Below are 22,991 nucleotides of genomic sequence, written 5' to 3' on the forward strand. Positions count from 1 at the left end.
TCTACGTCGCCATTGTCTCCTCCGCTGTCCTTTCTCGCTAATGGGCTAAAGCCCAAAGTCGAAAGGCACTTCGGCCGTACAGATGTAGAATTGCCATGGGAACAAGCAGATAAGGTTGAAGAACTTAAAATAGCTCTTAAAAAATAATAAAAAAAGCGGATTTCCGCTTTTTTTATTTTCAACGAGTAGAATTGCTTTAAATAGAATACTTAATCCTGTAAAATAGAAGTAACAAGAAAAAAGGAGCTCCTATGAAAAAAATAATCACTAAAGATTACGCCACAATGAGTGAACTTGCTGCAGCGATTGTTCTTGATAAGATGATGCTTTCAAAAAGGGTAAATCTTTCGCTTACAGCGGGAAATACCCCTCTTGGAATGTATGAAATTCTTATTGATAAACTCCAAAAAATGAATTTTGATCGCTCAAATATCCATTATTACAATTTTGATGAAGTACCACTTGCTGGTGAACGCTATGGATTAACAATGAGTGCTTTAAAGACAGCTTTTTATGATCGAGTACATATTGATGATGGTAATCTTCATGAATTAAATGCTCAAAATAATCAAGTTTTTGACCAAAAAATCTTACAGGACGGTGGGATTGATTTGATTGTTATGGGGATAGGAGAAGATGGTCATTTTTGTGCAAATATGCCAGGACATACAAGCTTTGAGCGAGAAATTTTTGCTGTTCCATTTGAAGAAGGGGATGAGATTTATCAGTCAATCAAAAATTTGACAGATAAAGAACCGGCTTCTCCTTATGTCACTTTTGGTCCACGAACAGTTCTAGCAAGCAAGCAACTTTTAGTTTTTGCTGACGGAAAAAAGAAAGCAGAGATTATGAAAAAAGTTCTTGAGGGTCCAATCACAGAAGAAATTCCAGCTTCTATTTTACGGACGCATCCAAATGTTACTTTTATTTTGGATGAAGAAGCCGCTGCTTTACTTGAAAATTAGTTGATGAAGACAGTTAGTAAAATAACTGTTTTTATTTATTCGTGAAGGAGGTCAATTTATGATGACATAATTGACTCTAAATTATTCTGAAAGCGTTACACTATCTTTCATTGAATAATGAGCCTTAAAATGATATAATAAATGAGTGTTTTACTATGTAAAATACATTAATTTATAATCAAACTGTGAGTAGAATTTATTGGAATTACTACTGACTTTAGAGGAGACTAATGGACATTATTTCTATCGTTCTCTTGGTCTTATTGGTTGTATTAGTTGTCGCATTTATTTTTTACGCTCAAAATATAAAGAAAAATAAGCAGGATGCTGAATCTCTTTTTAATGAAGCTGAAAATAAAGCAAATGAGGTGATGGCGAATGCTAAACGTGAGGCGGAGTCTTTGAAAATGGAGGCTGAAGCCTTCAAAAAAGAAGCCCGTTACACCCTTCGTGAAGAAGAACAAAAGCAGCGTCGTGAAATCGAAGATGAATTTAAGCAAGAACGTCAGGAGTTAAAGGAGACTGAAAAGCGCCTAAAACAACGTGAAGAAATCTTAGACCGTAAGGATGATACCTTAACGAAAAAAGAAGAAAACTTAGATTCTAAAGAGGAGAACCTCGTTAGAAAAACTGATACGCTCAGTAAGCGAGAAGAACAATTAGCGCATATTGAAGAAAAGAAACGACTAGAATTGGAGCGTATTTCAAATTTGAGCACAGATGATGCTCGTGAAATTATTTTGAGTGAAACTCGAGATGGTTTGACAAAAGAAATGGCTCAAATTATTCGTCAAAGCGAAGAAAAAGCTCAAGTTGAAGCAGATAAGCGAGCTAAAAATATTATCTCACTTGCTATTCAACGCGTTTCATCTGATTCTGTAGCTGAACAAACTGTTTCGGTTGTCAATTTACCAGACGATGGTATGAAAGGTCGGATTATCGGTCGTGAAGGTCGTAATATTCGTACTTTTGAAGCTTTGACTGGGATTGATGTCATCATTGATGATACGCCAGAAGCAGTTGTACTTTCGGGATTTGACCCAATTCGTCGTGAAATTGCTCGTATGACTCTTGAACAATTAGTTCAAGATGGTCGAATTCATCCAGCGCGAATTGAAGAGTTGGTTGAGAAAAACCGCAAAGCACTTGATCATAAAATGCGTGAATATGGTGAACAAGCAGCCTTTGAAGTTGGGGCGCATAACTTGCATCCTGACTTGATGAAGATTATGGGACGTTTGCATTTCCGTACTTCATATGGACAAAACGTACTTGATCACTCAGTTGAAGTTGCTCATATTGCTGGTAATTTGGCTGGCGAAATGGGAGAAAATGTGGCACTTGCTAAACGTGCAGGTTTCTTGCATGATATTGGTAAAGCACTTGACCATGAAGTTGAGGGAAGCCACGTTGAAATTGGAACAGAACTTGCGCGTAAGTACAAGGAAAATCCAATTGTCATCAATACAATTGCGAGTCACCACGGTGATACAGAACCTTTGAGTAACATTGCGGTACTTGTTGCAGCGGCTGATGCTTTGTCAGCAGCACGTCCTGGAGCTCGTCGTGAATCAATTGAAAATTACATCAAACGTTTGAAAGACCTTGAAGCAATTTCAACAAGCTTTGAAGGTGTGGAAACAGCTTTTGCCTTGCAAGCTGGACGCGAAATTCGTGTAATGGTTAAACCAGAAAAATTAACGGATGACCAAATTGTGATTTTGGCGCGTGATGTGAAAAATCGAATTGAGGATGAAATGGATTATCCTGGTAATATCAAGATTACTGTTATCCGTGAAACTCGAGCGATTGACTATGCAAAATAAAAAACTGTCTTTTGACAGTTTTTTTGTGTCTTATTACGAAATTATATTTCTTTTTTGTTACAAAAGCTGGTTTTAAGAGCTAGCTTTTGATAGAATGAGTTTAATCGTTGATTAAGAGATGGAATTAGAGATATATCGGAGGAAAAAATGCGTGAGCGTGGTTTATTAATTGTTTTTTCTGGACCTTCTGGTGTTGGAAAAGGAACAGTTCGTGCTAAAATTTTTGAGAGTGAAAACAACTTTGAATATTCAGTGTCAATGACAACGCGTAAGCAACGTCCTGGCGAAGTAGATGGAAAAGATTATTATTTCCGGACACGTGATGAATTTGAAGAAATGATTCGCAATGGTCAGATGCTGGAATATGCTGAATATGTTGGGAATTATTATGGCACACCTTTAACTTATGTCAATCAGACATTGGACGAAGGAAAAGATGTTTTTCTAGAAATTGAAGTGCAAGGTGCGCTTCAAGTGAAGGAAAAAGTTCCAGATGGTGTTTTTGTCTTCTTGACTCCACCAGATTTGGAAGAATTGCGTGGACGTTTAGTTGGACGTGGGACAGATTCGGCTGAAGTCATTGCTTCACGACTTGAAAAAGCAAAAGAAGAAATTCGCTTGATGAGTGAATATGATTATGCCGTCGTTAATGACAAAGTTGAACTTGCTGCCGAACGTGTTAAGAAGATTATTGAAGCTGAACATTACCGAGTGGACCGCGTGATTGAACGCTACGTTCATATGATTGATGATGTGAAAGTTTGATTTAATTGGAAAAATTACTGACAGATTTGTCAGTTTAATGCGAAGGAGCTATCAATTCTACTGATAGTCCTGCCGGAAATGATTAAGTTGATAAATTTTACTGACAGAATTGTATTTTGACGATAACAAGTCTGTCAGTAAAAATAGAATGAAAAGTTTAGAAAATGAGGTAATGAATTATGATGTTAGAACCTTCAATTGACAAGTTATTGGACCAAGTTGATTCAAAATATTCTTTAGTAGTTTTGGAAGCAAAACGTGCGCATGAATTGCGTGATAAAGAACGTCCAACAAAAGAATTTAAAGCTGTAAAAAATACTTTGCGTGCTTTGGAAGAAATTGCTGATGGAACAGTTAAAATTCACCCATCACCTGAATTGAAACGTGAAACTTTAGTTGAAAAACGCGAATTGGAACGTTTGCAAGCTAAGATGAAAGAACAACTCATCAAAGAGCAAATTGCTAAAGAAGAAGCTGAAGAAGAAGCAAAACAAAAAAATAGCCGCGCCGCTAAAGCAGCTACCGCAGAATAAATTTTTTAAGCGTCAATTGGCGCTTTTTTTATTTCTAAAAGTTACTGACAGCTTTGTCAGTAAGAAGCGGATAAGTCAAAAGCAGGAAAAATGCTTTTCTGTTATAATTAAAGATAAGAAAACGGAGGTCAAAAATAAATGAAAATTGCTAAAGTCATCGTTGATGTGCCTCTGATGCAGACGGATAAACCCTTTTCTTACAGCCTTTCAGCTGAATTTGAAAATTTGCTTGAAGTGGGCATGCGGGTCCATGTTCCTTTTGGAAGTGGAAACCGGCTTGTTCAAGGAATTGTCATTGGATTTGAAGATGAAGAACTTGAGCCGTCAGTAAATTTGAAAGGAATTTCTGAACTACTCGACGTTGAGCCAGTCCTAACGGATGAACAGCTTTGGTTGGCAGATGAAATGCGTCATTCAGTATTTTCTTATAAAATTTCATGTCTAAAAGCCATGTTACCTAATCTTTTGAATTCTAATTATGACAAGCTCCTAAAATCGACTGACGGAACTTCTGTCAAATGGTCACAACTGACAGAAGCAGAAAAAATCTCGTCAGCAAAGGCTGTGCGTTTGGGTCAGCTGTCAGTAGAATATTTAGCAAAATCTAAAGAAAATAAAAAAACAGAAAAATTCTTATCTATTCCAGATATCGAAAAACTAGCTGAATTTGAAATTGAAAAGAGAGCTAAAAAACGCTTAGAGTTGAAATATTTTCTATTAAGACTTCAAGAAGAAAAAATTGCAGTCAAATCATTAAATTTTTCTTCACAAATCATTAAATTTTTCGTTAAGCATGACCTAGTCAAAATTGAAGAGGTTGAAATTTCGAGGACGAAAGAAAAATTTGAAGATGTGGAAAATGACAGTGCTAAAATTCTCAACTCCGAACAAAATGCAGCTTACGAAAAAATAATTGCATCTTCTGACAAACCATTTTTGTTGGAAGGAATTACTGGTTCAGGTAAAACAGAAGTTTACTTACAGACCATTGACCATTTTCTCAAACTCGGTAAAACAGCAATTATGCTTGTGCCAGAAATTTCTTTGACGCCACAGATTACTAATCGATTTATTGCTCGTTTTGGAGATAAAGTGGCGATTATGCATTCTGGTTTATCTGATGGTGAAAAATATGATGAATGGCGAAAAATTAAATCTGGCAAAGCTCAGGTAGTTGTCGGTGCACGTTCAGCTATTTTTGCACCTGTTGAAAATTTGGGAATTATCATCATTGATGAAGAACATGAAACTTCATATAAGCAAGATTCAAGTCCCCGTTATCATGCAAGAGATATTGCGCTTTTGCGTGCAAAATGGCATGGTGCAAGACTTGTTTTAGGTTCTGCAACGCCAAGTTTAGAAACGCGAGCACGTGCCATGCGCGGAGTTTATGAACTTTTATTACTGACAAAAAGGGCAAATGAAGCAGCAATCCTGCCAGAAATAAAAATCATTGATATGCGCAGTGAAATTTCTGACCAATCTGCTAATTTTTCACAATCTTTACTGACAAAAATAAAAGAAAAAATTGACAAAGATGAACAAGTCATTTTGATGTTGAATCGAAGGGGTTATTCTTCATTTGTCATGTGTCGTGAATGTGGTTTTGTTGTTGATTGTCCCAATTGCGATATTTCCTTGACCCTTCACATGGATACCCGAACTTTGAATTGTCATTATTGTGGTCATGTCGAAGGAATTCCGCAAACTTGTCCTAATTGTCATTCACGAAAAATTCGTTATTACGGTTCAGGAACGCAAAAAGTCGAAGAAGAACTTCGAGAAATCATGCCTGAAGCACGAGTTTTGCGAATGGATGTAGATACGACTCGGACAAAAAATGCTCACGAAAAAATTCTTGAAAAGTTTGGTAATCATGAAGCTGATATCCTCTTAGGAACTCAGATGATTGCCAAAGGTTTAGATTTTCCAAACGTAACCTTAGTGGGTGTCATTAACGCAGATACTGGCCTAAATCTACCTGATTTTAGAGCGAGTGAGCGTTCCTTTGAATTGTTGATGCAGGTGGCTGGACGAGCTGGACGAGCAGATAAAAAAGGTGAAGTATTAATTCAAACTTTCAATCCACATCATTATGCCATTGAAATGACCAAGGCTCAAGATTACGAAAAATTTTATGAAATGGAAATGAGATTTCGTCGCGAGCTTTCCTATCCACCTTATTATTTCACCGTTCAAGTGCTTGTTTCTCATCAAGAGGAAGAAGTTGCCATTCAAAAATCTTATGAAATTGCTCAGCTACTCAAGCAAAATTTGACAGAAAAAGCTAAAATTTTAGGGCCAACCGCCAGACCAATTGCCAGAACACATAACCTTTATCATTATCAAATCTTAGTTAAATATCGTTTTGAAGAAGAATTAGAATCAGCTTTAAATCAAGTGCTTGAATTAACCCAACTTCGGGATAACAAAAATTTACGAGTATTGATTGATAGTGAGCCGCAAAATTTTATATAAAAATTTCCACAGGTGGAAAAGTTAAGAATTTGAAAACAAAAGAAAGTTGGTGTGGAAAATGCAGAAAATAGAACTTTTTCAACAAACAATTGACGCATGGCTGACCAAAGACGTCAAAAAGTTACTGACAGTTCTATCAGAAAATATTATTTATACTGAGTGTTACGGCGCTCAGTATCAAGGAAAAGCTGAAATTGAAAAATGGTTCTGTCAGTGGAATAATCCTGTGGAAAACAAAGTTAAGTCATGGACTGTGGATAAATATTATGTGGATAATGAAACTGGGTTTTTCACATGGACTTTCCACTATGTTTATAAAGGTAAAGAAAATATTTTTGATGGAATTTCTCTTGTTAAATTTTCCGGAAATAAAATTTGTGAAATTCAAGAATTTGAACAAAAACATGAAAAATTTCGGCCATTTTTGAAATGAAATGAGGTAAATATGTTTGAGAAATTCGATTTATTGAAGCATTTTGGAGTCTATGGTGTGGCAATTGACAATGAGAAATTACTTGTCATTGAAAAAAATTCAGGTCCCTATCAAAATCGCTATGATTTACCTGGCGGTTCGCAAGAAGTTGGTGAATCAATGTTTGACACATTAGAACGAGAAGTTCTTGAAGAAACAGGCTTTACGGTTCTTGCAAGTACTAATAATCGCCTGTATTCGGCTTGGATTTATGAAAATGACCGTCGAGTTGTCAGTCATCACATTTTCAACCTTTTTGATGTAAAATTAAATAGTGTAGCCAAAAAATTACCACAATTTGTTGCTGACGGAAAAAATGACTCTGACAGAGCAGTCTGGAAGTCGATTAAAAACTTGTCAGTAGAAAATTCATCTCCACTTGTCCTAAAAGTAATTGCCGAAATCAATAATTATCCCCATGTGGATAAAGCTGAAATTTACAGAGATTGGAAGGTCAACTATGGAAGCAAAAATTATCCCAAGCCTTTGGTTTGATAACAATGCCAAAGAAGCAATGAACTATTATGTATCTGTATTTCCAAATTCAAAAATCAAAAACATCGAATATTATCCTGATGAAAAGCTAGATGAGCATTTCGTAGGAATGTCTGGAAAAGTATTAAATGGTGAATTTAGTCTGAATGGCCTTGACTTTATCTGCCTTGATGGCGGTCCAATTTTCAAATTTAATGAAGCAGTTAGTTTTACTGTAACTTGTAAAAATCAAGCCGAAATTGATGATTATTGGTCAAAACTTTCTCATGTTAAAGAAGCCGAACAATGCGGTTGGTGCAAAGATAAATTTGGTATTTCTTGGCAAATTATTCCAGAAAATCTTGGACAGTTAATGGCAAAAGGCGATAAGGCTGTTCAAGTATTAATGAAACAAAAGAAAATTATTATCGAGGAGTTTGAAAAATTATGACAAAAACAAAAATTATCTTTATGGGGACACCACAATTTGCTGCGACCGTTTTAAAAGGTTTGATTGATTCTAATCAATATGAAATTCTAGCAGTAGTGACTCAACCAGACCGTAAGGTTGGTCGGAAACAGGAATTAAGAATGACACCAGTTAAAGAACTTGCCTTAACGGTTAACTTGCCTGTTCTTCAACCAGAAAAACTTTCTGGCTCAGTAGAAATGACTCAAATCATGACGCTCCTTGAATCAGGAGAAGTTGGAATTGTGACTGCCGCCTTTGGACAATTTTTGCCAGGTAAATTATTAGATGTTGCTCAATTTGCAGTCAATACTCATGCTTCTTTACTACCAAAATATCGCGGTGGGGCACCTATTCATTATGCTATTATGAATGGCGAAAAAGAAGCTGGTGTAACCATCATGGAAATGATCCGTAAAATGGATGCCGGTGACATGATTGCTCAAGATTCTACTCCAATTCTTGAGGATGATAATGTTGGCACTATGTTTGAAAAGTTAGCCCTTGTTGGACGTGATTTGTTACTTGAAACATTGCCAAAATACCTGAGTGGCCAATTAAAAGCTCAAGCTCAAAACGAAGATGAAGTAACTTTTAGTCCTAATATTTCGCCAGAAGAAGAAAAAATCGACTGGAATAAATCTGCACGTGAAATTTTCAATAAAGTTCGTGGTATGAATCCATTCCCAGTTGCACATACCACATGGAATGGAGAGCGTTTCAAGATTTATGAAACAAAAGTTGTTGATGATTCTGTCGGTAACTTACAAGCTGGTGAAATTGTGGAAAAAACGAAGAAATCATTAAAAGTTGCCACAGGTGAGGGCTTCCTTGAACTTCTTTTCGTTCAACCAGCCGGTAAACCCAAGATGGATATCGTTAGCTTTCTTAATGGCCTAGGTCAAAAAATACAGGTTGGGGATAAGTTTGGCGACTAAATTTATCCACAATAATAAATTAAAAGTTCTATCATTTTTAATGATAGAACTTTTTTTACATCAAAATATGGTAAATAAGTTAGAGTGTAATAAAAAGAAAGCGAATTACTTTAAAAGTTGCTTGAAGTTTGATATATTAAAAATGTACAGGAACTGTACTAGAAAGAGGTATTTATGATTTGGTCATTAATTGTTGGAGCTATTATTGGTGTAATTGCAGGAGCAATTACAAATAAGGGTAAATCAATGGGATGGATTGCTAATATTTTAGCCGGTCTTGTTGGGTCTTTCGTCGGGCAAGCACTTTTAGGCTCTTGGGGTCCAAGTTTAGCTGGTATGGCACTTATCCCTTCTATTGTTGGTGCTGTCATCGTTGTTGCTGTCGTTTCATTCTTCTTAGGTAGAGCTAACAACTAGATAAAGCAGCAAAAGAGAGGAGGTATCGTGTCAAAAGGAAAAAAATTTATTTTTATTTTGGCTGATTTATTCTTTCTCACCATTCTTATCCCCATATTATGGGATTACTTTAATTATATGAATTTTCGTTGGGAGCTTATGCCCTCATCAGAAATTCCTTACATTGGGAATCATCTTTCCCAATATATATTTATCAGCTCTTCAATTTTAGGAGCATTATTGTTAATTTGTTTGCTGATTCTTATTTTTTATCCAAAAACTTATCAGGAAGTTCTACTAGATGATAAAACAGGAAATCTAACTTTAAAAGTTTCAGCAATCGAAGGATTGGTCAGAGAAATTGTTAGTAACAACGGTTATATCAGAAATCCAAAAATCAATGTGACTTTATATCAAGCCAAAATAAAAATTGATGTTAAAGGAGAAATTATTCCCAGAGTTGAGATTGTCGAAAAAACAAAAGAAATTGAGCAAGAAATTAAAGAAAGTATCAAAAATTTCTTTGGTATAAATTATGACTTAAAATTAAAAATAAAAGTTAGCTCACTTGCTGAAAATAAAAGTTCGACAAGTCGTCGTGTAGAATAAGGAGGTGGAAATGAATCTTTTAGAAAGATATCGCTATCCGATAATTGGAGGAATAGTAGGTTTAATTATAGCTATTTGTATCTTCACAATCGGATTTTGGAAAATGATTCTTCTCTTCTTACTTATTGGCTTAGGAATTTTCTTTGGCCTTTATCTTCAACGTACGGGAATCATTGAACAACTATTAAAGAAAAAATAAGAAAATACTAGGAGGAAATTATGGTACAAGAAAACACAAAAACAGAAGTAACTGAAGTTAAAGGTAGCTTGACTTACGAAGATAAAGTGATTCAAAAAATTGTTGGACTTGCCCTTGAATCTGTCAATGGACTATTGTCTGTCGATGGAGGATTTTTCTCAAATCTGACAGGAAAACTAGTAAATACAGATGATGTTACAGCAGGTGTCGGTGTAGAAGTTGGTAAAAAACAAGTTGCAGTGGACCTAAAAGTAGTCACAGAATACAAGAAGAACGTTCCTGATATTTACCAAAAAATTAAGGATGTCATTCGTAAAGAAGTTTCTGATATGACTGATTTAGAAGTTGTTGAAGTTAATGTTACAGTTGTTGATATTAAAACGAAAGAACAACAAAAAGATGATGAAAAAAGTTTACAAGATCGTGTGGTTGGCGCAGCTCAAACAACAGGGAAATTTACATCTGATCAAGTAGATAAAGTAAAAGAAAAAGTTGATGACATGGGCGATGATGCTCGTGTAAAATAAGAATCAATTTAACAAAAAAACTGACAAGGTGTCAGTTTTTTTGTTACTTTCAAGAAAATTTTACTTTAAGTAGAAAACGGTTAAGTATTATATATAGTACAAACGAATCATGAAAAGAGAGTATTTTTAAGAAATTTAAGGAAAATCATCTGACGAAAGTCATTGACAGTCATTGACTACTAAGGGTATAATAGCTCTATGACAAAAAATGCAAGACAAACCGCACTCGATGTATTGAATGACATTTTTGGCAATGATGCTTATGCCAATATTTCATTGGATCGAAATTTGCGAGATTCTGAACTATCCACAGTTGATAAAGCTTTTGTGACTGCCCTTGTATATGGAGTGGTTTCTAAAAAGGATTTATTAGAGTGGCATATTACTCCCTTCTTGAAAAAAGAACCAAAACCTTGGGCAAAAATGCTCCTATTGCTTACAGTTTATCAAATCTTATTTATGGATAAGGTCCCAACTTCGGCAGCAGTAGATGAAGCAGTCAAAATCGCTAAACGTCGTGATGGTCAAGCGACGGCTAACTTTATCAATGCTGTGTTACGTAATTTCATGCGTTCTGAACATCGAAATGAAGAACCAAAGGATTGGGAAACAAAATATTCAATGCCCAAACTTTTATTGGATAAAATGGTTCGTCAATTTGGTGGAAAAAGAACAGGAGAAATTTTAGAAAGTCTTGAAAAGCCAAGTCACGTTAGCTTACGAAAAATTGACCCAACCGTAGAAATTTCAGGAGCTCGTGCTTCTCTACTGACAGAAAGTGCTCTAATTGCTGACAGTGGAAATTTTGCAATGACAGAAGAATTTCAATCTGGCAGAATTACGATTCAAGATGAAACAAGTCAATTAGTTGCCCCTCAACTTGATTTAGAAGGAACAGAAGAAGTTCTTGACGCTTGTGCAGCTCCTGGTGGTAAAAGTACTCATATGGCTCAATATTTAACAAGTGGCCATATAACAGCACTAGATTTATATGATCATAAACTTGATTTAATTAATCAAAATGCAGAGCGTCAACATGTTGCGGATAAAATTACTACTCAAAAAGCCGATGCGACAATGATTTTTGAAGAATTTGGTTCAGATAAATTTGACCGAATTCTTGTGGACGCTCCGTGTTCAGGTATTGGATTAATTCGACGCAAACCAGATATTCGCTATAGAAAAGAAAGTTCGGATTTTGTCGATTTACAAAAAATTCAGCTAGAAATTCTGAACAGCGCCTCGAAAAGCCTGAAAAAAAGTGGTATAATGGTATACAGTACTTGTACAATTTTTGATGAAGAGAACTTTGACGTTGTTCGTCAATTTCTAGAAAGTCATCCTAATTTTGAACAAGTTGAAATTTCTAGCGATAAGGCAGATATGATTAAAGAAGGATGTATTTTTATTACTCCAGAAATGTATCATACAGATGGCTTTTTCATCGCGAAATTTAAGAAAATAGGCGAATAACTGCTGACAAATATTTTTTTTAATTCTGTCAGTAATTTTTAGACCTAAAAATAAAACTTTATTCTTGTTAAGGAGAAAAAGTGGAATACAGTATTTTATCAGATATCGGTTCAAAACGTAGTACTAATCAAGACTATGCCGGTACTTATGTCAACCGTGCAGGTTATCAGCTCTTTTTATTAGCTGATGGCATGGGAGGACACAAAGCAGGTAATGTCGCAAGTAAACTTACCGTAGAAGATCTCGGCAAACTTTGGTCAGAGACATTTTTTGATGCGGGAACACCAGAAGCAACTCTTGAGATTTGGCTAAAAAATCAAGTTCGTAATGAAAATGAAAATATTGCCAGCCTTGGAAAACTTGATGAATACCAAGGAATGGGAACAACTCTTGAAGCCTTGGTTATTAAAGCAGGAATGCTCGTTTCTGCCCATGTAGGTGATAGCCGAACTTATTTAATGCGCGATGGTGAATTAAATAAAATAACCACAGACCATTCTTTAGTTCAAGAGCTTGTAGATGCAGGACAAATTACCGAAGAGGAAGCTGAAGTTCATCCGAATAAAAATATCATTACTCGTTCACTTGGGCAAACTAGTGAAGTTCAAGCAGATATTCAAGTTTTAGAACTTCAAGTTGGGGACATTATTTTGATGAACTCCGATGGGTTAACAAACATGGTTTCAACTACCGAAATTATGGAAGTTTTAGAGCGGGAAGATTTAACTTTAGATAATAAATCTGAAGCTTTAGTTCGTTTAGCCAATGAACATGGAGGTTTGGATAATATTACCGTCGTTTTGATTAAGTATGATGAAACGTCAGAAAGCGAAACACCAACGCAGGAGGTTAGTTGATGATTCAAATCGGTAAAATCTTTGCCGATCGTTATCGGATTATCAAAGAAATCGGACGTGGCGGAATGGCGAACGTTTATCAAGGTGAAGATACTTTTCTTGGTGACCGCTTAGTTGCAATAAAAGTGCTACGTTCAAATTTTGAAAACGATGATATCGCGATTGCTCGTTTTCAGCGAGAAGCATTCGCCATGGCAGAACTTTCACATCCAAATATCGTAGGTATTTCTGATGTTGGTGAATTTGAAAGTCAACAATACATTGTCATGGAATTTGTTGACGGCATGACACTTAAACAATACATCAATCAAAATGCACCTTTAGCCAATGATGAAGCTATTGAAATTATTACTGAAATTTTATCAGCAATGGACATGGCCCATTCACATGGTATTATTCACCGGGATTTAAAACCACAAAATGTTTTAGTTTCCAGTAGTGGAACTGTAAAAGTAACGGATTTTGGAATTGCGAAAGCACTCTCTGAAACTTCACTTACTCAAACAAATACAATGTTTGGTTCGGTTCATTATTTATCACCAGAGCAAGCGCGTGGTTCAAATGCAACTGTTCAATCAGATATTTATGCGATTGGAATTATTTTATTTGAACTTTTAACAGGTCAAATTCCATTTGATGGAGATTCTGCAGTTGCTATCGCTCTAAAACATTTCCAAGAGAGTATTCCAAGCATCATCAATCTCAATCCAGAAGTTCCGCAAGCTTTGGAAAATGTTGTCATTAAAGCTACAGCGAAAGATATTAAAAATCGCTATACTGATGTAGAAGAAATGATGACTGATGTGGCAACTTCAACGAGTCTTGACCGTCGTGGGGAAGAAAAATTAGTTTTCAATAAGGACCATGATGAAACAAAAATTATGCCTGCCAATCTAATTAATCCTTATGACACCAAGCCTCTGATTGATAAAAAAGAAGATAATGATTCACAAACAGATGAAAAAGCTGCAAGCTCAGAAGTAGTAAATAAAAACAAAAAATCTAAAAAAGGCTTGATTATTGGTCTTATTATCCTTCTTTTAGTTGTTGGCGGTGCTACTTTGGCTTGGGTTGTCTCAACACCAACTAATGTTAAGATACCTAATGTGACAAACTCGACGCTTGACCAAGCAAAAAGCAAAATTAAAGATGCAAAACTAAAAGTGGGAACAGTTCATAAACAACAAAGTTCAACGATTGCTGAAGGAAAAGTTATCAAGACTGATCCAACTAGTGGAACAACCGTGAGATCTAATAGCTCCGTTGATATTTATGTTTCTACGGGAAATGAAGATATCATCAAAATGAAGGACTTTGTCGGTGAAAAGATTGATGAGGCGATGGCAACATTACTTAAGGATTATGGTATTGATGAAAGCCAAGTCACTCAAACTTCCGTTCCTAGTGATTCTTACCCAGCAGGTACAATCATTAAACAAAGCCCTAAAAAAGGTTCTAGTTTTGATACCAAAGGGAGTGAAAAAATTACCTTTGAAGTTTCAAGTGGAAAACAAGTTGAAGTTCCGGATTATAAACCGAACGGTCAATATATGACTTATTCACAGTATCAAGCTGCCTTAAAAGCTGCAGGATTCACTAATATTACACTAGACCCTCAAGCAACAACGAATCAACAAGCTGATGGTTATGTTTACTCAGTGTATCCAAATGTAGGGACATCTGTTGATCCAACTCAAGAAATTGTAGTCACTTATAGCGTCTATACTGCTCCAAGTTCAAGTTCAACAACTTCTGAATCAACTACGACGTCTGAAACTTCATCAAGTACAACTTCAAGTACTTCAAGCTCTACAACAAGTCAGCCGTCAACAGATAACAACAATAGCAGCAAAGAATCTTCAACAACGTCATCAAGTAGTTGAGAAAAATAAACTAGGAATCTCGTGTTCCTAGTTTTTTGATAAACAAGTTAACTTGCAAGAGACTTGTAAAATTAGGCAAAAAAGTGTATCATGGTAGAGTAGTTTTTTACAACCCGTTCTTGGTTTCATGCTTGCCAAGCTGTCACTCGGACTGGGCAATACAAATAAAGGAGAAAAACTCATGGCAATTTCAAAAGAAAAAAAACAAGAAATCATCGCTCAATACGCTCGTAAAGAAGGCGATACTGGTTCACCTGAAGTACAAATCGCTGTATTGACTTGGGAAATTAACCACCTTAACGACCACATCAAATCTCATAAAAAAGACCACGCAACACAACGTGGTTTGATGAAAAAAATCGGTCACCGTCGTAACCTTCTTGGATACCTTCGTGAAAAAGACGTTCAACGTTACCGTGAGCTTATCGCTTCATTGGGACTTCGTCGTTAATAAAAAAATGCCATATGGCATTTTTTATTTTATAAAATAAAAACTAAAAGGAGCATTTTCCTTCTAGTTTTTTTATTTTTAAAGATTTTTTTCTTTTTCAATAGTAGCACTAATAGCATCAATAACTGTTCCGATAAAATGGTTTTGTTCTAAACTTACCACACCAGCGACAGTAGTTCCACCAGGACTTGAGACTTTATCGACTAATGACCAAGGATTTTCACCACTTTGGAGAATCATTTCAGCTGAAGCGCGAACCGTTTCGGCAACAATTGCTGTGGCTTGATCTTTAGGAATACCATGCAATACACCGGCACGTGCCATGGCATCAATGAACATATAAATAAAAGCAGGGCTTGAACCGGCAATTGCTGCAAATGTTGAAAAATCTTTTTCAGCAATTTCATGGACAGAACCAGTTGATTTAAAAATTTCTTGAACTGTAGCATAAGCAGAATCATCAACAAATTCATTTTTGACAATGGCTGATGTTGACTGACCGATTTGTGCATTGATATTTGGCATCACTCGGATGATCGGTTGATTTTCTGAATCAGCCAGATGTTTCAAGTCAGATAAAGTGAGCCCCGCTGCAATTGAAATTAATGTTTTGTCTTTAGTTAAATGATTGATTAATTTACTTAAAACAGAGGGAAGTACTTGAGGTTTAACTGATAGAATGATAAAATCAGATTCTTGAACGAGTTCTTCATGATTACTTGCAGCCGTAACATTAAGAGTTTCCGCTTGATTTTGAGTTTTTGTTAAATTGTGTCCGGAAATAATGATTTTGAATTTATTTTTGTCAAGTCCAGAAATAATAGCTGTTGCCATTTTTCCAACTCCAATAAAACCTATTGTTTTCATAAATAAAATCCCTTCTTTTCTTTTCGTCCATTTTATCATAAAAAGTAATAATAAATCACTTTAGTAGCATCGTAAAATAAATCAGATTTTTTCTAAGTCTGAGTACTAGCTCGCATATTTAGCGCATATTGAGAGGATTTGAATTAAAAAGATAACGAAAATGCCCCTTGATTATGGTATAATTAGGTAAACATTTTATTTTATTTGTAATAATAAAGGAGAAATCTATGAATAAATTCGCAATTGTCCTAGCGGCTGGTAAGGGAACTCGTATGAAATCAGCACTTCCGAAGGTCTTACATCAAGTGGCTGGAAAATCAATGCTTGCTCATGTTCTTACAAGTGTTTCTGAAGTAGAAATTGCTAAAAATGTGGTGATTGTTGGTCATGAAGCGGATCGTGTGATTGCAACTTTACCTAAAGGGACTCAATTTGTGAAACAAGTTGAGCAATTGGGAACGGGGCATGCCGTTCGGATTGCTGCGGATTTATTGGCAAATGAAGATGGAGCAACTCTTGTTATTGCTGGTGATACACCATTAATTACTGGACAAACGTTAGAAGCACTTTTTGACTATCACTTTGCACAAAATGCAACAGCAACTATCTTGACAGCAATTGCACCAAATCCAACTGGATATGGACGAATTATTCGTGATGAAAATGGCTCAGTAGAAAAGATTGTTGAGCAAAAAGATGCGAATGATTTTGAAAAATCAATTACCGAAATTAATACTGGGACTTACATTTTTGATAATAAGTCACTTTTCAAAGCCTTGAATGAAATCACAACTGATAATGCCCAAGGAGAGTATTATTTAACGGATGTCATTGAAATTTTCAAAAAAGCTGGTCAAACGGTAGCGGCTCATATTCTTGATGATTTTGACGAAAGTTTAGGAGTTAATGACCGTGTTGCCCTTTCACAAGCTGAGTTGACGATGCGCAAACGAATTAATCATCAACATATGGTGAATGGTGTAACTCTTATTGACCCTGCGACAACTTATATTGACAGTGAAGTAACGATTGGTGAAGAAACTGTGATTGAAGCAAATGTAACAATAAAAGGAAATACCTTTATTGGTAAAAATGTTTTGATTACAAATGGTAGCCGTATTGAAAATTCAGAAATTCATTCAAATTGTGAAGTTCGTAATTCAACGGTTGAAGAAAGCAGAATGAGTGTTGGAAGTAATGTAGGACCCTATGCTCATTTGCGCCCCGGAACTGTTTTGAGCGAAGAAGTTCATGTTGGAAACTTTGTCGAAATTAAAGGTTCAACGCTTGGTAAAGGTACAAAAGCTGGTCACTTAACTTATATTGGAAATGCAACGGTTGGTGAGAAAGTGAACTTTGGTGCTGGAACAATTACAGCAAACTTTGATGGTAAAAATAAATTCAATACTGAAATTGATGACTTTGCCTTTATTGGTTCGAATTCAACAATTATTGCTCCATTGCATATCGGTAAAAATGCCTTAACAGCAGCAGGATCTGTTGTAACAGAAGATGTACCAGATGAAGCAGTCGAAATTGGACGTGGAAAACAAGTGAATAAACTTGGACGTGCTAAAAAAATGCCACATTATCGTGGTCAATAATTAACAAATAAAAGAAAGAGTTTCTCCTGAAGCTCTTTCCTTCGATTTTGATGAGAAAACTATTCTTTAAATTATTTTAAAAAGTTTTCGGAAGAAAGGACACAATGTTAAATTTTGATGATAAAAAATTTGAAGAAAAAACTTTAGCTAGAGAAGAAATTTTTAGTGGGAAGATTTTTCATGTTGTAAAAGATGTAGTTTCTTTGTATGATGGACAAGAGAGTTTTAGAGAGCTTGTTTTTCATAATGGAGGAACAGCGATTGCACCTGTTCACAACAATAAGATGATTTTAGTTGGTCAATATCGTAAAGCATTGGAAAAATTTATTTTTGAAATTCCGGCAGGAAAACTTGAAAAAGGTGAAGAAAAAGATCCCAAAGCTGCGGCCTTAAGAGAGCTCGAAGAAGAGACTGGATATCTGGCGCAAGATTTGACAGAAATTACAGCTTTTTATGGGACACCCGGTTTTTCATCAGAGAAAACATATGTCTATTTCTCATCAAATTTAACAAAAGTGGAACATCCAAAACCCGCTGATGACGGTGAGTTTTTGGAACAAATTGAAGTCACTTTAAGCGAAGCAAAAAAAATGATTGAACTTGAACAAATTGCGGATGCAAAAACAATTATGGCTATTTGGTATTGGGAAATGCAATATTTGAAAAAGGAGCTTGAAAATAATGCCTAAACCTCTTTTAACAGACGAAGTAATTGAACAAGCAAAACAGGATAAGAAAAATCTTGAACGCAGATTGCAAAGAGAGCTTGAAGAAGATACTGAAATCGCTGAAAAATACGATAGTATTGAGAAAAATTTAAGCAAAAATGCTGTTTATAAAAGTCGAAGAATTGAAAATGCCAAGGCTCAAAAACGTGGGAAAGCAATTAATAAATGGCTTTTCATCGTTACATTAATTGTTGTTCTATTGGCAGTAGCTTTCTTTTTGTACTACTTTTAGAGAGTAAAAAGATTAGAAAAAAGGTAAAAAAATGAAAATAGGAATTATTTGTGCGATGGATGAAGAAATTCGCATACTTGTTGAAAACTTAGAAAATGCAGAAAAACATACTCGTCATGGTTTAGTTTTTCATACAGGTTCAATTGGCCGGCATGAAGTGGTCCTTGTCCAATCTGGAATTGGTAAAGTGATGTCTGCTTTGGCAGTTGGATTTTTGGTTGACATTTTTGATGTCGACGCCATTATCAATACTGGATCAGCGGGAGCAGTTGCTCAAGGTTTAGCAATTGGTGATGTTGTAGTTGCTGATAAACTTGCTTATCATGATGTTGATGTTACTGCTTTTGGTTATGCTTATGGCCAAATGGCTCAACAACCTTTATATTTTGAATCAAGTAAATATTTTGTTTCTGAATTGAAAAAAGTTTTAGAAAATGTGCATGTTGGATTGATTACTAGTTCGGATAGTTTTATCAGTAGCTCTAGTAAAATTGCTGAGATTAAAGAGCATTTTCCGGATGTTTTAGCCGTTGAAATGGAAGGGGCTTCTATTGCTCAAGCTGCAACAGCACTTGGAAAACCATTTGTAATTATTCGTGCGATGTCTGATACTGCTGACCATGATGCTAATGTTAATTTTGATAAATTTATTATTGAAGCAGGAAAAAAATCAGCTGAGGGCTTGATTCGTTTACTCGAAGAAATGGTATAAAATTGGAATCTATCTTTTGATAGATTTTTCTTTTTATGAGAACAAAGAGGAAGTGAAATGGGAGAAATCAAGGATAAAAGGTTAGAACTCCTAATTGAGGAAGTTAATTTTTTTTTGAATAATGACCAATTGTTTGAGCACTGTTTAGCAGTGGCAAAGACGGTTGAGGCACTGACAGAAGAATTAACTGATTCTAATGAAAGACGTTCGCAAGCTTTTATTGCAGGACTTTTACATGATATTGGTGGAATTTATCCAAATGATCAAAGAGTAGAAAAAGCAGAAATTTTTAATATCGAATTACTGACAGAAGAGCGTGAATTTCCATTAATTATTCATCAGAAACTTTCTAAGTATTTGGCGAGTCAACATTTTAAAATTACTGACGAACAAGTTCTGTCAGCAATTGAATGTCATACTACTCTAAGAAAAAATTTTACAGAATTGGACTTGATTGTTTTTCTTGCTGACAAAATTAGCTGGGATGGTGGAGATAATGCGCCATTTAGGCAGGGATTACTGACAGCTCTGTCAGTAAATTTGCAAAGTGCGGCACTTTATTATATTAATTTCATTATTGCTGATGGATTGAAAGTTGCACATCCATGGCTTTTAGAAGCAAAGAAAGATTTAGAAAATCAGCTTTCCTAGCTGATTTTTTTGATAATTTAGATTATAATAGAAGAATGTAAAAAATAATAGAATATCATTATTCAAAATTGATAATGATTATTTTTATCGAAACTTTTGTCAGAAGTTTCGATTTATTGGGAGGTATTATGACAGTAACATCAGATTTCACACAAAAACTCTACGAAAATTTTGCAGAAAATACAAAGTTGCGTGCGGTGGAAAATGCCGTGACTAAAAATGGTTTGCTTTCATCACTCGAAGTCCGTGGTTCACATGCAGCAAATTTGCCTGAGTTTTCAATTGACTTGACAAAAGACCCTGTAACGAATCAAAAACAATCTGGTCGTTGCTGGATGTTTGCTGCTTTGAACACTTTCCGTCATAAATTTATCAATGAATTTAAAACAGAGGATTTTGAGTTTTCACAAGCTTACACTTTCTTCTGGGATAAATATGAAAAATCAAACTGGTTCATGGAACAAATTATTGGTGATATTGAAATGGACGATCGTCGTTTGAAATTCCTTTTACAAACACCACAACAAGATGGTGGTCAATGGGATATGATGGTTGCAATTTTTGAAAAATATGGAATTGTTCCCAAAGCTGTTTATCCTGAATCACAAGCTTCAAGTAGCTCACGTGAATTGAATCAATACTTGAATAAACTACTCCGTCAAGATGCTGAAATTTTGCGTTATACAATTGAGCAAGGTGGAGATGTTAAAGCAGTTAAAGAAGAACTTTTACAAGAAGTCTTTAATTTCCTTGCGGTAACTTTAGGTTTGCCACCACAAAATTTTGAATTTGCTTTTCGTAATAAAGATAATGAATACAAAAAATTTGTTGGTAGTCCAAAAGAATTTTACAATGAATATGTTGGAATTGATTTGAATAATTATGTGTCAGTAATCAATGCTCCAACTGCTGACAAACCTTATAATAAGAGCTACACAGTTGAGTTTCTTGGAAATGTTGTCGGTGGTAAAGAAGTGAAACATTTGAATGTTGAAATGGACCGCTTTAAAAAATTGGCCATTGCCCAAATGCAAGCTGGTGAAACAGTTTGGTTTGGTTGTGACGTGGGTCAAGAATCAAATCGTTCAGCAGGACTTTTGACAATGGATTCTTATGATTTCAAATCTTCATTGGATATTGAATTTACTCAAAGCAAAGCAGGACGTCTTGATTATGGTGAGTCGTTGATGACACATGCCATGGTTTTAGCGGGTGTTGATTTAGATGCTGACGGAAATTCAACTAAATGGAAAGTTGAAAATTCATGGGGTAAAGATGCGGGTCAAAAAGGATATTTTGTTGCCTCTGATGAATGGATGGATGAATATACTTATCAAATTGTTGTCCGTAAAGACCTTTTAACTGAAGAAGAATTGGCTGCTTACGAAGAGAAACCTCAAGTACTTCTACCATGGGACCCAATGGGTGCTTTAGCTTAATTTGCAAACAAAGAACATTTAACTTTAGGTTAAATGTTTTTTTATTGACTTAAAGTTCACTTCAAGTGTTAAAATAAAAGAATGAATATAAAGAAAGCTGCTGAATTATCAGGGATAAAAACAGATAATATAAGGTATTATGAGAGAATTGGGCTGATTCCTAAAATTACACGGACAGAATCTGGAATAAGAAATTTTACAGAAGCTAATATTAGAACTTTGAAATTTGTCAAACACATGCGAGATGCAGGTGTGCAAGTTGAACCTTTGACCCGTTATATGGCATTAGTGAATGAGGGAAATCCTGAAACAAAAGAAGAAAGAATTGAAATTTTGAAGAATCAGGTTGAACAATTGAGAACAGAAATTATTGAAAAGCAATCTGCCTTGGATTATTTGACCTTCAAAATTGAAAATTATGACGAAGTAATGTTGCCAAGTGAAATTAATTTGGACCAAAGTTCAAAAGAAACAGTCAAGATTTAAATAGGAAAAGAATAAATGGAACTTCGATTATTAAAATATTTTTGGACAGTTGCAACTGCTGGAACAGTATCCAAAGCTGCTGAACAGTTATATATTACGCAGCCAACATTATCTAGACAAATTAAAGAACTTGAACGCGAACTAGATACACAACTTTTTATGCGTGATGGGAAAAAACTGATCTTAACTGAAGATGGACAATTTCTTAAAATTAAGGCTGAGGAAATTTTACAGCTGACCAGTAAAACAGTACAAGTTTTTGAAGACCGAAAAAATGCAGAATTATCTGGCCATCTGACGATTGGTGCTTTAGAAGGCTGGACAACTTCCAGTATCGCTAAAACGCTCCAAAGACTGACAAATAAATATCCGTCAATTACATTTACAATTTTGTCAGGAAATGCTGATGATATCAAATGGAAGATTGACAACGGACTAGTTGATGTTGGTTTTTTGTTAGAGCCAACATCAACTGAAAAATATAATGTTGAAAAAATTGGCTTTCCTGAACGTTGGATGATGCTCACTCAATCCGATTCAGAACTTGCAGAATTAGATGAAGTAAGTCCAGAAATATTTAAAAAGCAAAGAATATTAATTTCAGAACGACCAGAAGTTCGTCAATTTATAGCCGATTGGGCAGGCTGCCAAGTGAGTGATTTAGAAATTATTGGCGGCTTTAATCTCGGTTTTCATCTTTTTGAAATTGCTCGTGCAGGAATTGGCGAAGCAGTTGTTACAGAAGGGGCGCTTATTCGAGATTACCCTGATTTAAAAGCTATTCCATTGAGTCCGGAAGTGAAAACTTTAAGTGTGCTTGCTTGGAAAAAAAATATTCCACTGACTCCTCTTACAAGAGCATTTATTAAGCAATATCTTCAAGATAATGAATAAAAAGTTACTGACAGAAATTAGAGCATATTTGTAAAGACTTAAGTCTCAACAGCTATTCTCAGA

General features: G+C 35.3%; 26 protein-coding genes. 25 read left to right on the plus strand and 1 reads right to left on the minus strand.

The window, feature by feature from the left end:
- Positions 1-251 precede the first annotated feature (251 nt).
- The 17 genes from IAE52_RS04975 (at position 252) to rpsO (ending at position 15,315) form a co-directional block, all read left to right on the plus strand.
- The gene (locus tag IAE52_RS04975; RefSeq protein WP_003131466.1) at positions 252-965 is read left to right on the plus strand and encodes a glucosamine-6-phosphate deaminase; all 714 of its coding nucleotides are present in this window, start codon (positions 252-254) and stop codon (positions 963-965) included.
- A gap of 230 nt (positions 966-1,195) precedes the next feature.
- Entirely contained in the window at positions 1,196-2,791 is a 1,596-nt protein-coding gene (gene rny, locus IAE52_RS04980; RefSeq protein ID WP_003131467.1) for a ribonuclease Y, read from the plus strand.
- 147 nt (positions 2,792-2,938) lie between these two features.
- Positions 2,939-3,556 (plus strand): guanylate kinase, encoded by a 618-nt coding sequence (gmk, locus tag IAE52_RS04985; protein ID WP_003131468.1) that lies wholly within the window; start codon positions 2,939-2,941, stop codon positions 3,554-3,556.
- 179 nt (positions 3,557-3,735) lie between these two features.
- Positions 3,736-4,089, plus strand: a complete 354-nt coding sequence (gene rpoZ, locus IAE52_RS04990; RefSeq protein WP_200136728.1) for a DNA-directed RNA polymerase subunit omega — start codon at positions 3,736-3,738, stop codon at positions 4,087-4,089.
- A 138-nt stretch (positions 4,090-4,227) separates the two neighbouring features.
- Entirely contained in the window at positions 4,228-6,567 is a 2,340-nt protein-coding gene (locus IAE52_RS04995; RefSeq protein ID WP_200136729.1) for a primosomal protein N', read from the plus strand.
- Between the two features lie 58 nt (positions 6,568-6,625).
- Positions 6,626-7,000: a nuclear transport factor 2 family protein gene (locus tag IAE52_RS05000; protein ID WP_058205247.1), complete on the plus strand. Its 375-nt coding sequence runs from the start codon at positions 6,626-6,628 to the stop codon at positions 6,998-7,000.
- A 12-nt stretch (positions 7,001-7,012) separates the two neighbouring features.
- Positions 7,013-7,534, plus strand: a complete 522-nt coding sequence (locus tag IAE52_RS05005) for an NUDIX hydrolase (RefSeq protein WP_109991299.1) — start codon at positions 7,013-7,015, stop codon at positions 7,532-7,534.
- The gene (locus IAE52_RS05010; protein WP_012898447.1) at positions 7,500-7,964 is read left to right on the plus strand and encodes a VOC family protein; all 465 of its coding nucleotides are present in this window, start codon (positions 7,500-7,502) and stop codon (positions 7,962-7,964) included. Before IAE52_RS05005 ends, IAE52_RS05010 begins: the two co-directional genes overlap by 35 nt.
- Positions 7,961-8,920, plus strand: coding sequence for a methionyl-tRNA formyltransferase (gene fmt, locus IAE52_RS05015; RefSeq protein ID WP_033899823.1), 960 nt, complete (start codon positions 7,961-7,963; stop codon positions 8,918-8,920). The genes IAE52_RS05010 and fmt overlap by 4 nt, the downstream gene beginning before the upstream one ends.
- Before the next feature lie 174 nt (positions 8,921-9,094).
- Entirely contained in the window at positions 9,095-9,337 is a 243-nt protein-coding gene (locus tag IAE52_RS05020; protein WP_003131476.1) for a GlsB/YeaQ/YmgE family stress response membrane protein, read from the plus strand.
- Positions 9,338-9,364: 27 nt separating this feature from the next.
- Positions 9,365-9,925: an alkaline shock response membrane anchor protein AmaP gene (gene amaP / locus IAE52_RS05025; RefSeq protein ID WP_109991298.1), complete on the plus strand. Its 561-nt coding sequence runs from the start codon at positions 9,365-9,367 to the stop codon at positions 9,923-9,925.
- 10 nt (positions 9,926-9,935) lie between these two features.
- Positions 9,936-10,124, plus strand: coding sequence for a DUF2273 domain-containing protein (locus tag IAE52_RS05030; RefSeq protein ID WP_033899826.1), 189 nt, complete (start codon positions 9,936-9,938; stop codon positions 10,122-10,124).
- 20 nt (positions 10,125-10,144) lie between these two features.
- Complete coding sequence (locus tag IAE52_RS05035) at positions 10,145-10,651, plus strand: Asp23/Gls24 family envelope stress response protein (protein WP_012898444.1); 507 nt, start codon at positions 10,145-10,147, stop codon at positions 10,649-10,651.
- Between the two features lie 198 nt (positions 10,652-10,849).
- Complete coding sequence (gene rsmB, locus IAE52_RS05040) at positions 10,850-12,124, plus strand: 16S rRNA (cytosine(967)-C(5))-methyltransferase RsmB (RefSeq protein WP_109991297.1); 1,275 nt, start codon at positions 10,850-10,852, stop codon at positions 12,122-12,124.
- Positions 12,125-12,204: 80 nt separating this feature from the next.
- Complete coding sequence (locus IAE52_RS05045; RefSeq protein ID WP_003130802.1) at positions 12,205-12,981, plus strand: Stp1/IreP family PP2C-type Ser/Thr phosphatase; 777 nt, start codon at positions 12,205-12,207, stop codon at positions 12,979-12,981.
- The gene (gene pknB, locus IAE52_RS05050) at positions 12,981-14,864 is read left to right on the plus strand and encodes a Stk1 family PASTA domain-containing Ser/Thr kinase (protein ID WP_058211607.1); all 1,884 of its coding nucleotides are present in this window, start codon (positions 12,981-12,983) and stop codon (positions 14,862-14,864) included. The genes IAE52_RS05045 and pknB overlap by 1 nt, the downstream gene beginning before the upstream one ends.
- A 181-nt stretch (positions 14,865-15,045) precedes the next feature.
- The gene (rpsO, locus tag IAE52_RS05055; protein WP_015427039.1) at positions 15,046-15,315 is read left to right on the plus strand and encodes a 30S ribosomal protein S15; all 270 of its coding nucleotides are present in this window, start codon (positions 15,046-15,048) and stop codon (positions 15,313-15,315) included.
- A 78-nt stretch (positions 15,316-15,393) separates the two neighbouring features.
- On the opposite strand, the gene proC is transcribed toward rpsO, so the two are convergent.
- Positions 15,394-16,182, minus strand: a complete 789-nt coding sequence (gene proC, locus IAE52_RS05060) for a pyrroline-5-carboxylate reductase (RefSeq protein WP_033899830.1) — start codon at positions 16,180-16,182, stop codon at positions 15,394-15,396.
- A gap of 227 nt (positions 16,183-16,409) precedes the next feature.
- Between proC and glmU the strand changes: the two genes are divergently transcribed.
- The 8 genes from glmU (at position 16,410) to IAE52_RS05100 (ending at position 22,928) form a co-directional block, all read left to right on the plus strand.
- The gene (gene glmU, locus IAE52_RS05065) at positions 16,410-17,786 is read left to right on the plus strand and encodes a bifunctional UDP-N-acetylglucosamine diphosphorylase/glucosamine-1-phosphate N-acetyltransferase GlmU (RefSeq protein WP_003130798.1); all 1,377 of its coding nucleotides are present in this window, start codon (positions 16,410-16,412) and stop codon (positions 17,784-17,786) included.
- Between the two features lie 104 nt (positions 17,787-17,890).
- Entirely contained in the window at positions 17,891-18,475 is a 585-nt protein-coding gene (locus tag IAE52_RS05070; RefSeq protein ID WP_033899834.1) for an NUDIX hydrolase, read from the plus strand.
- On the plus strand, positions 18,468-18,746 hold the full coding sequence (gene macP / locus IAE52_RS05075; RefSeq protein ID WP_003130796.1) for a cell wall synthase accessory phosphoprotein MacP: 279 nt from the start codon (positions 18,468-18,470) through the stop codon (positions 18,744-18,746). Before IAE52_RS05070 ends, macP begins: the two co-directional genes overlap by 8 nt.
- 31 nt (positions 18,747-18,777) lie before the next feature.
- A complete protein-coding gene (locus IAE52_RS05080) occupies positions 18,778-19,458 on the plus strand; it encodes a 5'-methylthioadenosine/adenosylhomocysteine nucleosidase (RefSeq protein WP_012898438.1) in 681 nt (226 codons plus the stop codon).
- Between the two features lie 57 nt (positions 19,459-19,515).
- Positions 19,516-20,109, plus strand: coding sequence for an HD domain-containing protein (locus IAE52_RS05085; RefSeq protein ID WP_109991296.1), 594 nt, complete (start codon positions 19,516-19,518; stop codon positions 20,107-20,109).
- A 128-nt stretch (positions 20,110-20,237) separates the two neighbouring features.
- Positions 20,238-21,548, plus strand: coding sequence for an aminopeptidase C (pepC, locus tag IAE52_RS05090; protein WP_021722575.1), 1,311 nt, complete (start codon positions 20,238-20,240; stop codon positions 21,546-21,548).
- 81 nt (positions 21,549-21,629) lie between these two features.
- A complete protein-coding gene (locus IAE52_RS05095; RefSeq protein WP_109991163.1) occupies positions 21,630-22,034 on the plus strand; it encodes a MerR family transcriptional regulator in 405 nt (134 codons plus the stop codon).
- Positions 22,035-22,049: 15 nt separating this feature from the next.
- Entirely contained in the window at positions 22,050-22,928 is an 879-nt protein-coding gene (locus IAE52_RS05100; protein ID WP_021722576.1) for a LysR family transcriptional regulator, read from the plus strand.
- Positions 22,929-22,991: the final 63 nt, after the last annotated feature.

This window comes from Lactococcus sp. S47 (genome assembly GCF_016517475.1).
Lineage (GTDB): Bacteria > Bacillota > Bacilli > Lactobacillales > Streptococcaceae > Lactococcus > Lactococcus lactis.